Here is a 14,855-nt window from a genome sequence, read left to right on the forward strand (position 1 = left end):
CTTCTTTTTTGGCCACTATGCGGGTGTGGTCTTGGCCCGCAGGTCGCCTTTAACCACCTTGCCGCCCGCATTCCGGGGGAGCTCATCGTAGAAGACCAGGTCTTTTGGTTGCTTGAACCGAGCGAGGCGACCTTCCATCCATTCCTGCAGTTCGGTGAGGGTGAGCTCTGCGCCCTCGTTAAGAACCACTGCCGCCACAGGAATTTCACCCCATTTCTCATCGGCTCGGCCATAGACCGCTACGTCAGCAATTGCAGGATGAGCAAACAAAGCATTTTCAACCTCGGCACAATACACATTTTCACCGCCCGAGATGATCATGTCTTTGGCCCGGTCCACAATCCAGACGAAACCTTCATCATCTTGGCGCACCAGGTCACCAGAATGGAACCAGCCCCCCGCAAAAGCTTCAGCGGTTGCTTCTTCCCGGCGCCAATAACCTTGCATCAGGTTCGGTCCGAGATACACAATCTCGCCCACCTCACCTACGGGCACATCGTTCATTTCGCTATCCACGATGCGATACATCATGGTCGGTATCGGCTTGCCTACACTTCCAAGCTTACGAAGAGAATCTTCGCCCGATAAAGCACACGTGACCGGGCTCATTTCGGTTTGGCCGAACACTGCCACGTTGGTGGCATCGGGGAACGATTCCGCCATTTGCCGTAAAAGAGTCTCAGAGGCGGGAGCAGCACCCCAGGCAATTATTCTAAGCGCCAGGTCGGCCTCAGCTAGATACGGTTCGGCCACAATGGCCTGCCATTGCGTAGGCACGTTGAAAACAACGGTTGCCCGTTCGGCCTCCCAGGCTTTGATAGTTTCTAAAGCATTAAAAGCACCCAGCGGGTGGATGACCGACGGTATTCCCAATAGAAATGACGTGGCCATCGAGCCAAGACCGGCGATGTGGAAGAACGGTGCCGTCACAAAGGCAATGTCATCAGGATGATCACCATTGATACGGACCATGGTTGTGGCCTGGCTAAAGATATTGATGTGGTCGAGCATGGCACCTTTGGGTGCTCCGGTTGTGCCAGAGGTGTACATAATCAAAGCTGGCGTAGATTCCGGCACGTCAGGCGCTACGAAACAATCCAGGCTTTCGCCGATCAATCCAGCACTCGCCTCTTGATCTTCCCCGGCAGTTTCTCCAAGCACGATGACCTGCTTCAACCGGTCGGTAACGCCTTGGGTCGCGGCCACCAGAGGCGCCAACATGGGATCGACAATGATCATGTCGGCATCAGCATCGTTAATGATGAACGCCAGCTCAGGCGGGGTTAAGCGAAAATTGAGGGGCACTGCCATGGCCCCAAGCGTGTTCACCGCAAACACGGCTTCCAATACTTCGGTCGAATTCAGAGTCAGGAGCATGACCCGGTCGCCGAAATTAACGCCTCGCCGCGCTAGGGCCGCTGCGAAATGTTGCACCCTTAGATGGAACGTGCCCCAAGTGGTGATCTCGCCCAGATATTTGAAGGCCATCTCGTCGGGCTTCATCTCGGCGTGAACGGCGACCTGGTTCATCCAGTGGTTGCGCCGGATCGAACTTGGAATGGCCTGTGGCATAGGTTCCCCTTTGATTTGAGCCGAAGCCCGTTCGCCAATGTTAGGAATTCGGCTCAATCTCGGCAACCGATTTTGGCAAGCGATTCGCTTGGAAGCCTTAAATGTCACAGGACGCCGTCATGATCTATACATGTTCGAAGGTGCGCCCGCAGGAGGGCTTGAAGGCTATAACCAGCTGCTAGCTCAAGCACAAGCGGCCGCTTCACAGGTCACTGTCTGGCAGGCGAAGCTGGTTGCGGCGGTGCGTGCCCTTCGCGCCCATCCACAACATAATCCCGAATCCGGCTATTTGGGTTGGGCGCTAGGCATGACAGGGTCCGAGGCTCGCGAGGTGGATGAACTGGCCGAACGCTTAGATGAGCTGCCAGCCACCACCGAGCTTCTTGACGGCGGTGAGAGGTCTCTCCGCTCGGTTCTGGCGATTGCGCGCAGAGTAACGCCCGCGCTTGAAACCAAGGTGATAGAAGCCACTGAGGCCTGTACTGGGTCTCAGCTTGAGCGGGTGTTACGTGAATATCAGCGTGTGGCTCGCCCGAGCGAGCGAACGTACAGCACCGACATTGAAGAGTTAACCGAAGTTGATCCCGAAGCCTCGTCAGCTAGTTGGGGTTGGCTAAATGGGCGGTTCCGCCTGAGGGCCAACTTCGATATGAGTGACGGCCTTGCTATGGCCGCTTGGCTTGAAGGCGAACGAAGCAGGATAACTAAGGTGCCTGGTGAAGCTGGCTTTGTACCGGGGCTGGACCGAAATTGCGCTGAAGCGCTTTTGGCCATGGCCGAGGCTGCCAGCTCGGCCAAAGCCAATGACGTAGGGTTCTTACCAGAATCGCTGACAGTAAACCTGTTGATTCACGCCCATGAGAACGATGAGGGTGTGCAAGTTGACCGGGCCTATATTCCAGGTGTTGGGCCGGTACCTCAATGGAAGCTACCCATGCTCGTAGAACGGGGCCCGCTAGTCACGACCGTGATGGTCAAGGGTGAGCCGATAATGGCCTCAGTGCCTGATCGTTTCGCGAACGCTCAGCAACGCCGGGCACTACTGGCCCGTGACGGCGGTTGCAGCTACCCGGGTTGTGCGAACACCCGCAAGCTAATAGCGCATCATATTCACTATTTCGATCGAGGCGGACCCACCGAATTACGGAATCTGGTGCTGTTGTGTCGTCGTCATCACCGGATTGTGCATCGGCACGAGCTGACTATTTTGCCTGATCCGAATGCCCCGCCGGAACAACATCGATGGCAGTTTCTAAACCGAAACGGCCAGTTGCTGGTGCCCCAGTCGCCAGGGCCGAATGATCCACGATTATTGCAGACCCGCCGTCGAAAAACCGGCACCGGCGAAAAGCTGACTAACTACGCGTTTGATGTGTTGTTAACATCACTCGCCGCTTGAAAATTGGCACCCCCAACGGGATTTGAACCCGTGTCGCCACCTTGAGAGGGTGGTGTCCTAGGCCGCTAGACGATGGGGGCAAGATGCTCGACTTTAGCGGTCGCGCAGCTTGGCCAGCAAACGCAGCATTTCGAGGTAAAGCCAAACCAACGTCACCATGATGCCGAAGGCGGCGTACCACTCCATGTAACGTGGCGCCCCAGCGTTTACACCTTTTTCGATCAAGTCGAAATCAAGCATCAGGTTAAAAGCAGCGACACCGACCACGGCCAAGCTAAAGATGATCCCGAAGGTTCCACTGTCGTGGATGAAAGGGACTCCCCCACCGAAGAAGCCGATGACCATGGTCACCAGGTACATGAGCGCGATTGCGCCGGTGGCGGCCACTATACCCATGCGCAACTTGTCGGTGACCTGCACGATGCGCGAGGTATACAGGAAGATCATCAATGCAAGCACCCCAGCGGTGAGGCCCACGGCTTGCAGCACGATTCCTTCGAAAGCAAAGTTGTATACCGCAGAGATAGCACCCAGCACCAAGCCCTCAACACCCGCGTAAAGGGGTGCCGTGAAACGGGCCAGGTGTGGCTTGAATATGGTGAGTATCGCTACCCCAAATCCACCGAGCACAGCGAAAATCAGCCAGCCCGGTAAAGAAGTAGAGACTTCGTTCTGGGTAACGGAATTCCAGCCGAATACTGCCCCGACCGCAAGCAAAGCTAGTAGCACCGCAGTTGCGCTAAGCGTTCCCGAAAAGGTCATGACCTTGACGGCATGAGGTTGACCGACCGGCGGAGCCCAATCAGCTTTCTCAAACGTTGACTCATTTAGAGCCGGATTCATTGTTCGCATTATGCGATCAAGTATACAGGCTCATTCTGGCTCGGGGGAGAGGACTCGAACCCCTAATAACTGGACCAGAACCAGTTGTGTTGCCAATTACACCACCCCCGAACGGCGGTCGTCCTACTTTAGCCGAAGCTCTCAAGGCGTCGAAATCCAACGATTCTTCCGGCAGAAACCGCGGCCGTCTCTCGTATCAGCTGGTTTAGGCCGTAGCTGGTTCCGGTAGGTGAAACTGATGCCTGAAGCCCAACTTCTCCGGCAATAGCTCGCAAGCGTGCCGAATGATAACCATCAGAAACTAGCAACACCCGCTCCAGGCCCCGGCCGTGCAAAATACGTGCGGTGGCGGCTAGTTCTGTGTAGGTACTGGTGCCGTCGACCTCAAGAAGAATCTGCTCGTCGCTTATGCCTCTGCCACGCAGGTAGTTGTATCCCGTGAGCGCTTGGGTGAATCGGTCCCCGGTCTGCTTGCCGCCGGTCACCACCACGAGAGGCGCGTAGCCCGCTTCAAAAAGCTCTACGGCATGGTCAAGTCGTGCCTGCAACACCGGCGACGGCGTGCCGTCGTATTGAGCGGCGCCCATGACCACAATGGCATCAGCGGGGCCAGCTTGATCTTGGCGGGCGGTCCACCACACGTTCACAAAAGTAAACGCCAGATAAACAACATTGAGCGCAACAAAGAGCGCCCCGAGCAGGATTAGGCGAAAACTCCAGCGCAGCACAAGAAATTACAGCTCACAGCCGCGCTCGGGCTTCGCGCAATCGGCGCAAGGTTTCATCACGGCCCAACAAAGCAAGGGACTCAAAAAGGGGCAGGCCGGTCGCCCGACCCAACGCCGCCACCCGCAGCGGGGCCTGGGCCTTACCAAGCTGGGGTTTGCCCTGTTGGTTCACCAGACCCGCTTGCATGGCAGCCTGCTCAACCACGGAACGAACCCAGGCCGCATCCCAAGTTTCATCAGCCTCGAAAAGCGCCAGTGCGTTATCCAGCATCGGTGCGGCCGCCGGTTTCGACATTTCCTTGTTCCAGCTGGCCGGGTCGTCAGCCGCTGCCCCGGTGAAGAGCCAATCAACCATTTCTGGCACTTCACCCAAAAGCTTGACCCGTTCTTGAATCATGGGTGCCAGCTCGACAAACAACGACTCATCAAAATCTTCGGGCTTCCAAGGCACATTTTCGGTGAGCCATGGTTGTACCCGCTCGATAAACTGCGGCCCCGATAGCGCTCGAATATATTCGCCGTTGAAATGAGTGAGCTTCTTTACGTCGAACATGGCCGGGCTTTTGCCAACATCGGCAATCTCGAAACGCTCTATGATCTCGGCGATCGGCCGGATTTCGACCCCATCATGCGCACCCCAGCCCAGCGTGGCGAGGTAGTTCACCATGGCCTCGGGCAAGAATCCACGATCTAGATAATCAGCAACGTTGACGTCATCACGACGTTTGGAAAGCTTCTTGCGCTCCTCATTTACGATCAACGGCAAATGCGCGTACAAAAGCTCGGCCTCGGCACCCAAAGCATCGCGCAACAACAACACCTTCGGCGTGGAGTTCACCAAGTCTTCGCCTCGAATCACATGGGTGATTTCCATGTCGAGGTCGTCAATCGCATTGGCTAGCAGGAACATGGGCGTGCCGTTTGACCGTACGATCACAAAATCTTCGAGATATTGGTTTTCGAACTCTACCCGCCCGCGAATCAGGTCATCCCAGCCTGTAACACCAGTATCGGGGGAGCGAAAACGCATAACCCCACTGCTCAAATGGCGATCGCGGCAGTGGCCGTCATAACCAGGAGGACCACCACGAAGAGCGGCACGTTCTTTCACTGCTTCTTGCGAGCAATCACAGTAATAGGCGTGACCTTCAGCCAAGAGCCGCTGCGCGGCGGCCAAATAAATCTCAAACCGAGCACTCTGATAATAGGTTTCGTCCCAGTTCAGCCCCAGTGAACGCAGGGCATCAAAGATCGACTCGGTCAGCTCGGGACGGCTGCGATCAACATCGGTGTCCTCTACCCGTACGATGAAAGTACCGCCGGTGTGTCGAGCATAGAGCCAGTTAAAGAGGGCTGATCGCGCCGAACCAACGTGTAGATACCCGGTTGGGGCCGGGGAAAACCGTACACGAGGGCTCATTGGGTGCCAGCAACGACGAGTTGCTCCCAAGTTTTTGGTAACAATGCGTCTAGCTCGCCAAGCGGTTTCGCCAGCAGCTCTTGAGGAATCAGATCGGCCACCACTCGACGTTCGTGATAATGGTGCGGGCTAGAGATTTGGGCGAAGAGCGCGCTGCGAAGCTGGATCAAGTCGACCGGGGCTGCCGAAGTAAACCCCCACACTTTGGCGGCAAAGGTGACATCGTGCATGATAGGGGCTCGCCCGAAAAGTGCAGCCCGTTTCATGGCCACCGCCGCGATGCCAGTGCGAGCATCGTCACCCTTTTCGTGGTCTTCCAACACCCAGGTGTCACGAGCCAGCTCGGCTAGTTTCAGGGCGTAACCAATGTCTGGTCCTTGCACCCCGAGACGAGGCCCAAAGGGTTGGCCACGCTGGATAAGCTCACCGGCTCGATCGGGTTCCCACACCTCACCCAAGCGCTTCGGCGCAACATATTTGCGATTGGGAACATTTTTATCTACCGGCACATAGGAAGGAATAGCCACGTTTCAACCTTAGACAAATCTAGCGGTGTAATAAACCGTAGATAACCGAATCTAACAGGGCCTGCCACGACGCTTCGATCACGTTTTCACTCACGCCCATGGTGGACCACGTACGCCGTGAATCGGCAGAGTCGATAAGGACTCTGGTCACAGCCCCAGTACCAGCGCCCGATTCGAGCACTCGCACCTTAAAATCTACTAAACGGATGTCGTCAAGCTCGGGATAGGTGGGACCAATAGCCGCCCGCAAAGCGGAATCCAAGGCGTCGACTGGTCCGTTGCCCTCGCCGGTGGCGACCATCCGCTGGCCAGCGACCTTCAGCTTCACGGTGGCCTCAGTGTTCAGCCCCGCGCCGAGATGATCGACGATCACCCGGAACGATTCAAGCTCGAAAAAGTCTTGTTCCCAGCCCGAAGCCTTGCGCATCAACAGCTCTAGTGAACCGTCAGCCACCTCGAAGTGGTAGCCGCGATGCTCCAGTTCTTTCATCTGCGTCACGACTTCGCCTACCTGCTCACCACTCAAAGTCACGCCAAGCTCAGCCGCTTTGAGCTCAATCGAAGCCCGCCCCGAAAGATCAGATATCAAGAAACGGGTGGTGTTCCCCACCAGCTTGGGATCAATGTGTTCGTAGCTGTCAGGCCGCCGCGCAATAGCGCTGGTGTGGAGCCCCGCCTTGTGTGCGAAGGCTGATGAACCCACGTAGGGCTGTTGATGTTGTGGAGGGAGGTTCACCAGCTCAGCCACATGATGTGACACCGTGCTGAGTAGCTCTATACGCTCGACCGGCAGTGTTTCGATACCCATCTTTAAGGTCAAATTCGGTACCAGCTGGGTGAGGTCACAGTTACCAGTTCGTTCACCGTAGCCATTAATAGTGCCTTGAACCTGCCGGGCACCCGCAAGAACACCGGCGATGGCATTGGCGGTGGCGCAACCGGTGTCATTTTGGGTGTGCATCCCAATCACCAGATCACTGAAATGGCTAGTTACCGCAGCGGTGATAGCACCCACTTCGTGGGGCAGCGACCCACCGTTGGTGTCACAAAGCACCAGAGCGTCAGCCCCAGCAGTGGCGGCACCTTCTAATACCTGGAGCGCGAACTCGGGATTGTTCTTGTAGCCGTCAAAGAAATGTTCAGCATCAAAAAACACCCGAAGTCCGTGGCTTTTCAGGTAACGAACCGAATCGGCGACCATGTCCACGCCCTCGTCCAAGCTGGTGCGCAAGGCTTCGGTGACGTGATAATCCCACGATTTCCCCACGATGCAAACAGTTGAGGTGCCAGCAGCCACCAGGTTCGCCAGGCTCGGATCTTCATCCACTCGGCCTTTAGCCCGCCGGGTCGAGCCGAAGGCCAACAGAGTAGAGGTGGTGAGCTTGAGTTCTTTAACAGCACGCCGGAAGAACTCTTCGTCACGAGGGTTTGCACCCGGGTAGCCGCCCTCGATCCAATGCACACCCAGCCGGTCCAACTGTTCGGCAATACGCAGTTTATCGTCTGCTGTTACCGAGATCCCTTCGAACTGCACCCCGTCGCGCAAGGTGGTGTCGAAGATTTCGACGGCCGTGGGAACATTAGGGGCGGACATAGGTCAGCCAATCGTCGTAACGATCGTCTTCACCTTTCACAGCCCTAAAGTAAATCTCTTGAATGGCTCGGGTGATTGGCCCGGGCTCACCAATTTCACGGTCATCCACCGAACGCACCGGCACGACTTCAGCGGCCGTGCCCGAGAGGAAAGCTTCGTCGGCGACATAGAGGTCAGAGCGCAAAATATTGCCGACTTCGTAGGGAATGCCCAGGTCTTCGGCAATGCGCCGCACGGATGATTGGGTGATGCCCTCCAACGCTCCGGCGGTCACCGGCGGGGTGATGATGCGGCCATGTCGGACCACAAAGATGTTTTCACCGGTACATTCCGAAACATAACCTTGAGGCGAAAGCATGATGGCTTCGTCGTAACCAGCCTTGATGGCTTCGACTTTGGCCAGCGAAGAGTTCATGTACATGCCAGTGCCTTTGGCGGCGGGCGGCATAATGTTTGGGTCGTGGCGCTTCCATGAGCTGATCTTCATGCGCACGCCGTGGGCCAAGCCGTCTTCGCCGAGGTAGCTTTCCCACGGCCAAGCAGCAATGGAAACCTGCACCGGGGCGGGAAGAGGGTTCAACCCCATCACGCCGTAACCCAGATAAACCAAGGGGCGGATGTAGCACGACTCGACGTTGTTGACCCGAACCGTTTCGATGGTGGCCTCGGTGAGTTCTTCCCGGGTAAAGGGAATATCCATCATGTAAATCTTGGCGGAATCAAAGAGGCGGTCAATGTGTTCCTTTAAACGGAAAATTGCCGGACCACGAGCCGTTTCATAGGCTCGGACCCCTTCGAATACACCGCTACCGTAGTGAAGAGTGTGGGTGAGCACATGGATTTTGGCGTCCGCCCAATCCACGAACTCGCCGTCCATCCAAATCTTCTCAACAGTCTCAAGCATTCATCTCTCCCTGAAGGCGAGCGGCGATGGCATCGCCGATTTCGGTGGTGGAACCGGTTGGCGCATCGGCGCAGGCCCGGCGGATTCGCTCGGCGGCTTCTGTTTCGCCGAGGTAGTCGAGCATCATGGCACCCGAGAGGATAGCCGCGACAGGATTAGCCTTGTTTTGACCAGCAATGTCGGGGGCCGAACCATGGACTGGCTCGAACATGGAAGGACCAGTCAGCGGGTTCAAGTTGGCCGAGGCTGCCAGGCCAATTCCGCCGGCGACCGCCCCGCCGAGATCGGTCAGAATGTCGCCAAAAAGGTTGTCGGTCACGATCACGTCGTAACGTTTGGGGTCTTCCACAAAATAAATACAGGCGGCGTCGATGTGGTTATAAGCCGTGGTGATTTCGGGATATTCAGTGGCTACTTCGTTAAAGGTCCGTTCCCATAGGTCTCCGGCAAAGGCCAACACGTTCGTCTTGTGCACCAGGGTTAAATGCTTGGCGGCACGACCATTCGCCAGCTCGAAGGCATAGCGTACGCAGCGCTCGACACCCATGCGGGTGTTGACCGAACCCTGAGTCGCAATCTCTTCTGGGGTGTTCTTGCGAAGAAATCCACCTTCGCCCGCGTAGGTACCTTCGGTGTTTTCTCGCACCACCACCATGTCGATACCGGCATCGTTCACAAATGGACGCTGGTTAATAAAAAGGTCGAGCTCGAAGCGCATCTTTAGCAACAGGCCACGCTCTATGACCCCCGGTGCAACGTCGGGGTGTCCGACCGCACCCAAATAAAGGGCGTCGAGGCCGCGCCACTCTTCTAGCACCTCGTCGGGCAGAATGACGCCATCTTCTAGGTAGCGAGCACCACCCAGGTTGTAATCCACCGTTTCAAGGTCGACACCAGCGGCGCGAATTACCTTCAGGCCCTCGCCAATAACCTCAGGGCCGATTCCATCGCCGCCAATAACCCCAACCCGGTGACTCATAACCTCTTCTTCCTTTTGAACTTTTACCAAACGCCAAGGTATCCCTCTTCGGCCTATTAGTGGTACTTGGCCGCCATAATGCGCCGGTTGCCATTAATGTGGGGGCGTGGCTACAACGCATCATCTCTCACAAGCAGCTTTCGACCGACTAAAGGCGGAACACGACGACCTGGTCACACGGGGTCGAATCGACATCGCACGAAAAATCGAGACCGCGCGAGAATTGGGCGACTTGTCCGAAAACGGCGACTACCACGCGGCTAAGGAAGAACAAGGCCAGATGGAAGGCCGAATTGCACATCTGGCAGCACTTATTGAGAACGCTGAGATTGTGGTGGCCGAGAACACGAACGAGGTAGTACCGGGCTCGGTGGTGTCGATCACCTACGAGGGCGACAGCACGCCCGAACGATATTTAGTGGGGTCAATCGAAGAGCGCGACGGTGACCTCGAGGTAGTTTCGCTGGGCTCGCCCCTGGGCGAAGCACTGCTTGGGGCCAAAGCTGGCGACGTTGTGTCTTACGAAACGCCGACTGGGGCCACATTACGAGTGACCCTAAACGAGGTCGGCTAAAGCTTCGATAGCTTTCGCAGTTGCTTCTACTACGGGCCCATGGGTGACCCCGGGATTGGTCCCCAAACGATTAATCGGCCCTGAAATGCTAACCGCCGCGATCACTTCGCCAGCGGTGTTACACACCGGCGCTGACACTGACGCCACGCCCGCTTCGCGTTCGCCCACACTTTGAATCCAACCCTTGGGTGGCCGCGTGAGCACATGGCCCGCGGAACCGGCATTGAGGGGTAGCGAGGCGCCTGGTGGGACGATGGTGCGCAGACCGTGAAGCGATTCCAGTGAAACCACACAAATTCGGCGATCGCCTTCTTTCACGTACAGCTGGGCACTTTCGCCGGTCAGGTCGCGCAGCTTCGCTAGTTCAGGCTCGGCCCTTCGAGGTAATGGCAACGCATTGGCCGCGGCACGGCCCAAACCAACAAAACGTAAACCGGGCACAAAACGGCCTTGATCATCACGGCGCACAAAGCCGTGGTCGCGCAACGAAATAAGCAACCGGTGGGCCGTGGCTCGCGGCATTTGGGTCCGTTGCGAGAGCTCATTTAGATCGCCGGGTTGTTCTTCAACGGCATTGATGAGCCTGACGGCCTTGTCGATCACCCCCACACCGGTTACAATTTGTTCCATACATCGGGATTATAATCCCATATATTGAGATTAGTTAATCGGGAAAGCGAGACACGCAATGACGACACGGCCGAGGACACTCGCCGAGAAAGTCTGGGATCGCCATGTGGTTCATCACGGCGACAACGAAGACCTGCTCTACATCGACCTTCACCTAGTGCACGAGGTCACCTCACCCCAGGCCTTCGATGGTCTGCGCATGAACGATCGCACCGTACGACGCCCCGATCTCACCGTGGCCACCGAAGACCACAACGTTCCTACCGAGAACATTCACGCCCCAATTGCCGACCCAATTTCGCGCAAGCAGGTGGAAACGCTGCGCGCCAACACCGAAGAGTTCGGCATTAAGTTGCACCCGATGGGTTCGCCTGGCCAGGGCATTGTGCACATCATTGGCCCCGAACAGGGCCTAACCCAGCCCGGCATGACCATTGTCTGTGGTGATAGCCACACCTCTACCCACGGAGCTTTCGGGGCGTTAGCTTTCGGTATTGGTACCTCCGAGGTGGAACACGTGCTGGCCACCCAAACCTTGCCCCAAAAACGGCCCGGCACCATGGCCGTCACCGTCAACGGGCGGCTGCCTGAAGGTTCAACCGCCAAAGACCTGATTCTCGCCATCATTGGCAAACTCGGCACCGGCGGCGGGGTCGGCCACATCATCGAATACCGTGGCGAAGCCATTCGGGCCCTTTCGATGGAAGGCCGTATGACGGTGTGCAACATGTCAATAGAAGCCGGGGCCAAAGCTGGCCTCATTGCACCCGATGAAGTGACCTTCGAATACATTAAGGGCCGTCAATATGCGCCGGTTGGCGCTGATTGGGACGCTGCAGTAGAGAGCTGGAAAGCACTCGTGAGCGACCCAGATGCCACCTACGACAAAGAAGTCGTGCTTGATGCCAGCCAAATTTTCCCCCATGTTTCTTGGGGCACCAACCCTGGTCAAGTAGCACCGCTTGACGCCGCAGTACCCGACCCAGCCTCCTTTGGCGACCACGCTAGCCAGGGTGCCGCGCAACGGGCTTTGGATTACATGGGCCTCACCGCAGGCACACCGATTCGTGAAATTCCGGTCGACACCGTGTTCATCGGGTCATGCACCAACGGACGCATCGAAGACATTCGAGCGGTAGCGCAAATAGCTAAGGGCCGCCGGGTCGCCGAAGGCGTTCGCACCTTGGTGGTTCCAGGTTCGTTCGCCGTTAAACAACAAGCTGAAGCTGAAGGCCTAGACAAAATCCTCGTGGAAGCAGGCTTTGATTGGCGCGAACCAGGTTGTTCTATGTGTCTGGCCATGAACCCCGACAAACTCGCCCCAGGTGAACGCTCGGCCTCAACCAGTAATCGCAACTTTGAAGGCCGTCAGGGCCGTGGTGGGCGAACCCATCTGGTCTCCCCCGCCGTAGCCGCCGCCACCGCCATCGCTGGCCATTTCGCCTCACCCGCTGATCTGTAGGAAAGAGCACCCATGCAAGCAGTACGAATAGTAACAGGCACCGCTGTTCCCCTAGACCGCTCCGATGTGGACACCGACCAAATCATCCCGGCCGATTGGCTAAAGCGGGTTGAACGCACCGGTTTCGGCGTTGGCCTTTTCTCGGAATGGCGTGACGACCGCGACTTTGTTTTGAACCAGCCCCAATACGCTGGTGCCAAAATTTTGGTGGCTGGCCCCAACTTTGGCACCGGTTCGTCTCGGGAACATGCCGTGTGGGCGATTATGGACTACGGCTTCGCGGCCGTCATCTCACCCCGCTTTGGCGACATTTTCCGCAACAACTCCACCAAGAACGGTTTAGTTCCGGTCCAAGTCAGCGAGGAACTCGGTGAAAAGCTCATCGCCGCAATTGAAGAAAATCCGGCGTTAGAGCTAACCATCGATGTGGAACGGCGCATTTTGGCCGTGCCTAGCTTGGGTATCGAGGAACCGTTCCCACTAGATGATGGCACCCAAGAACGTTTCTTGGAAGGCCTCGACGACATTGGCATCACACTTCGCTATGTGGATGCCATTGCCGAGTACGAAGCCAAACGCCCAACTTGGGCTGTCAGCGCCTAACGCCGGTTAGCCACATGCACCGAGGTGATTCCTGGTACCGCGGCAAGTTGTTCTGCTACTTGCGCCGGTACCGGTTCACCGGTGGCAATCACCATTAGCGCTGCCTCACCAGCTGGAGATTGGCCCACACCCATATCGGCAATGTTGATGCCAGCGTTGCCAAGGGTGGTGCCGACGGCACCAATCATGCCCGGTCGGTCGTCATTACGAACAAAGATCATGTGCTCGGCTGGCGGTACATCAGCCGCGAAACCATCGACCATCACAATGCGGGCCTCACCACGAGTCCCGGCCATGGTTCCCGCCAAAGAGTGATGATTGGCGCTTAGGGTGATCAGGCTTACGAACTCTTGGGCCGCTTCGATCTTCACTTCACGAAGCTTCAGACCACGTGATTCAGCAATCTGCGGCGCATTCACGTAGGTCACCGGCTCTTCGGTGACATTTGCAAGCAGGCCCTTCAGAATGGACAGCACCAAAATGCGGGTGTCGAAACCAGCTAAACGCCCCTGAAGTTCAACTTCAACCGTTTCGGGCATGCCGTCACACAATCCGAAGAACAGCTCGCCTAAGCGTTCCGCCAACGGAATGAAGGGCTGAATTTCCTCGGCGGCTTCACTGGCCGCCACGTTCACCGCAAAGGGTACAAAGTCGCCAGCCAAGGCCAAAAGCACCTGTTCGGCCACGATGATGCCCGCTTTGTCTTGGGCCTCGGCGGTGGAGGCACCTAGGTGAGGTGTGGCGACCACGCTTGGCAGGTCGAACAGTGGCGATTCTAACAGGGGTTCTTTGTCAAAAACGTCGAGCGCCGCGCCAGCCACGGTGCCCGCCGCGATGGCCTCGGCCAAGGCTGTCTCGTCGATGATTCCACCGCGAGCCACGTTGATGATCCGCAGATTTGGCTTGGCTTTGGCCAGCATCTCGGCGTTGATCAGTCCTGTGGACTCAGCGGTCTTTAGCAGATGAACTGTGATGAAGTCGGCTTCGCCAAAAAGCTCGTCGAGTTCCATCATTTCCACGCCCAGCTGGCGACCACGCTCGGCCGAGACCCATGGGTCCCACGCCACAATGCGCATACCAAAGGCTAGGGCACGCTGGGCAACCAAGGTCCCAATGCGACCAAGGCCCAAAATTCCAAGCGTTTTACCGTGAAGTTCGGTGCCTTCCCATTTCGATTTTTCCCAGCGGCCTTCACGCAGCGCCGCAGCGGCTTGAGGAATGTTTCTCGCCTGGGCCAAGAGCATGGCCACGGTGTGTTCAGCCGTCGAGAGACTGTTTGAGCCCGGGGCGTTGGCCACCATTACGCCTTGGGTCGTGGCAGCCGCCACATCGACGTTGTCGACCCCGAGTCCGGCCCGACCAACAACCACTAGGTCACGTCCGGCGGCCAGCACCTCGGCGGTGACTTGTGTGGCGGAGCGGATAATTAGGGCGCTTGCACCAGAAACCAGCGAAAGTAGCTCGTCAGAGGATTTGTTCAGTTGAACGTCTACGTCGTGCCCGGCCTGACGGAGCAGGTCGAGGCCACCTTCGGCAATAGTTTCGGTTACAAGGATACGAGCCATATGGCAATCATGGAGCGAGTTTGGCTCGCACAACAAACAGATGTGACCAAAAACT

Annotated in this window: 14 protein-coding genes and 2 tRNA genes; 4 read left to right on the forward strand and 12 right to left on the reverse strand. The window is 57.0% G+C overall.

Annotated elements, in window-relative coordinates:
• Positions 1-15: 15 nt before the first annotated feature.
• Positions 16-1,572, reverse strand: a complete 1,557-nt coding sequence (locus WC184_09985) for a long-chain-fatty-acid--CoA ligase (protein MFA7478204.1) — start codon at positions 1,570-1,572, stop codon at positions 16-18.
• A gap of 37 nt (positions 1,573-1,609) precedes the next feature.
• Between WC184_09985 and WC184_09990 the strand changes: the two genes are divergently transcribed.
• Complete coding sequence (locus WC184_09990) at positions 1,610-2,971, forward strand: HNH endonuclease signature motif containing protein (protein ID MFA7478205.1); 1,362 nt, start codon at positions 1,610-1,612, stop codon at positions 2,969-2,971.
• A 4-nt stretch (positions 2,972-2,975) separates the two neighbouring features.
• Here WC184_09990 and WC184_09995 read toward each other — a convergent pair.
• The 9 genes from WC184_09995 to WC184_10035 form a co-directional block, all read right to left on the reverse strand.
• Positions 2,976-3,051: transfer RNA gene (locus tag WC184_09995), tRNA-Glu, on the reverse strand.
• Positions 3,052-3,064: 13 nt separating this feature from the next.
• Entirely contained in the window at positions 3,065-3,823 is a 759-nt protein-coding gene (locus WC184_10000) for a Bax inhibitor-1/YccA family protein (protein MFA7478206.1), read from the reverse strand.
• Positions 3,824-3,850: 27 nt separating this feature from the next.
• Positions 3,851-3,925 (reverse strand) — tRNA-Gln (locus WC184_10005).
• A 17-nt stretch (positions 3,926-3,942) separates the two neighbouring features.
• The gene (locus tag WC184_10010; GenBank protein ID MFA7478207.1) at positions 3,943-4,542 is read right to left on the reverse strand and encodes a YdcF family protein; all 600 of its coding nucleotides are present in this window, start codon (positions 4,540-4,542) and stop codon (positions 3,943-3,945) included.
• A gap of 13 nt (positions 4,543-4,555) precedes the next feature.
• Positions 4,556-5,962: a glutamate--tRNA ligase gene (gene gltX / locus WC184_10015; GenBank protein ID MFA7478208.1), complete on the reverse strand. Its 1,407-nt coding sequence runs from the start codon at positions 5,960-5,962 to the stop codon at positions 4,556-4,558.
• Positions 5,959-6,489: a hypothetical protein gene (locus tag WC184_10020; GenBank protein MFA7478209.1), complete on the reverse strand. Its 531-nt coding sequence runs from the start codon at positions 6,487-6,489 to the stop codon at positions 5,959-5,961. The genes gltX and WC184_10020 overlap by 4 nt, the downstream gene beginning before the upstream one ends.
• Before the next feature lie 19 nt (positions 6,490-6,508).
• The gene (gene cimA, locus WC184_10025) at positions 6,509-8,083 is read right to left on the reverse strand and encodes a citramalate synthase (GenBank protein MFA7478210.1); all 1,575 of its coding nucleotides are present in this window, start codon (positions 8,081-8,083) and stop codon (positions 6,509-6,511) included.
• A complete protein-coding gene (locus WC184_10030; protein MFA7478211.1) occupies positions 8,070-8,987 on the reverse strand; it encodes a branched-chain amino acid transaminase in 918 nt (305 codons plus the stop codon). The genes cimA and WC184_10030 overlap by 14 nt, the downstream gene beginning before the upstream one ends.
• A complete protein-coding gene (locus tag WC184_10035; GenBank protein ID MFA7478212.1) occupies positions 8,980-9,966 on the reverse strand; it encodes a 3-isopropylmalate dehydrogenase in 987 nt (328 codons plus the stop codon). The genes WC184_10030 and WC184_10035 overlap by 8 nt, the downstream gene beginning before the upstream one ends.
• Before the next feature lie 106 nt (positions 9,967-10,072).
• On the opposite strand from WC184_10035, the gene greA reads away from it, so the two are divergent.
• Entirely contained in the window at positions 10,073-10,540 is a 468-nt protein-coding gene (gene greA, locus WC184_10040; GenBank protein ID MFA7478213.1) for a transcription elongation factor GreA, read from the forward strand.
• On the opposite strand, the gene WC184_10045 is transcribed toward greA, so the two are convergent.
• Positions 10,523-11,170 (reverse strand): IclR family transcriptional regulator, encoded by a 648-nt coding sequence (locus WC184_10045; protein ID MFA7478214.1) that lies wholly within the window; start codon positions 11,168-11,170, stop codon positions 10,523-10,525. The two genes, greA and WC184_10045, sit on opposite strands and share 18 nt — an antisense overlap.
• Before the next feature lie 58 nt (positions 11,171-11,228).
• Between WC184_10045 and leuC the strand changes: the two genes are divergently transcribed.
• Both leuC and leuD read left to right on the forward strand, forming a co-directional pair.
• Positions 11,229-12,632: a 3-isopropylmalate dehydratase large subunit gene (gene leuC, locus WC184_10050; protein MFA7478215.1), complete on the forward strand. Its 1,404-nt coding sequence runs from the start codon at positions 11,229-11,231 to the stop codon at positions 12,630-12,632.
• 12 nt (positions 12,633-12,644) lie between these two features.
• The gene (leuD, locus tag WC184_10055; protein ID MFA7478216.1) at positions 12,645-13,235 is read left to right on the forward strand and encodes a 3-isopropylmalate dehydratase small subunit; all 591 of its coding nucleotides are present in this window, start codon (positions 12,645-12,647) and stop codon (positions 13,233-13,235) included.
• Here leuD and serA read toward each other — a convergent pair.
• Complete coding sequence (serA, locus tag WC184_10060; protein ID MFA7478217.1) at positions 13,232-14,800, reverse strand: phosphoglycerate dehydrogenase; 1,569 nt, start codon at positions 14,798-14,800, stop codon at positions 13,232-13,234. The two genes, leuD and serA, sit on opposite strands and share 4 nt — an antisense overlap.
• Between the last annotated feature and the right edge of the window lie 55 nt (positions 14,801-14,855).

It is taken from the genome of Acidimicrobiia bacterium (assembly GCA_041676705.1).
Taxonomy (GTDB): Bacteria; Actinomycetota; Acidimicrobiia; order Acidimicrobiales; family SKKL01; genus Actinomarinicola.

Bases quoted from the DNA above. Each gene is read 5' to 3' on its own strand.
- WC184_09985 (MFA7478204.1), bottom strand. From the start codon at position 1,572: ATGCCACAGGCCATTCCAAGTTCGATCCGGCGCAACCACTGGATGAAC.
- WC184_09990 (MFA7478205.1), top strand. From the start codon at position 1,610: ATGTTAGGAATTCGGCTCAATCTCGGCAACCGATTTTGGCAAGCGATT.
- WC184_10000 (MFA7478206.1), bottom strand. From the start codon at position 3,823: ATGCGAACAATGAATCCGGCTCTAAATGAGTCAACGTTTGAGAAAGCT.
- gltX (MFA7478208.1), bottom strand. From the start codon at position 5,962: ATGAGCCCTCGTGTACGGTTTTCCCCGGCCCCAACCGGGTATCTACAC.
- cimA (MFA7478210.1), bottom strand. From the start codon at position 8,083: ATGTCCGCCCCTAATGTTCCCACGGCCGTCGAAATCTTCGACACCACC.
- WC184_10030 (MFA7478211.1), bottom strand. From the start codon at position 8,987: ATGCTTGAGACTGTTGAGAAGATTTGGATGGACGGCGAGTTCGTGGAT.
- WC184_10035 (MFA7478212.1), bottom strand. From the start codon at position 9,966: ATGAGTCACCGGGTTGGGGTTATTGGCGGCGATGGAATCGGCCCTGAG.
- WC184_10045 (MFA7478214.1), bottom strand. From the start codon at position 11,170: ATGGAACAAATTGTAACCGGTGTGGGGGTGATCGACAAGGCCGTCAGG.
- leuC (MFA7478215.1), top strand. From the start codon at position 11,229: ATGACGACACGGCCGAGGACACTCGCCGAGAAAGTCTGGGATCGCCAT.
- leuD (MFA7478216.1), top strand. From the start codon at position 12,645: ATGCAAGCAGTACGAATAGTAACAGGCACCGCTGTTCCCCTAGACCGC.
- serA (MFA7478217.1), bottom strand. From the start codon at position 14,800: ATGGCTCGTATCCTTGTAACCGAAACTATTGCCGAAGGTGGCCTCGAC.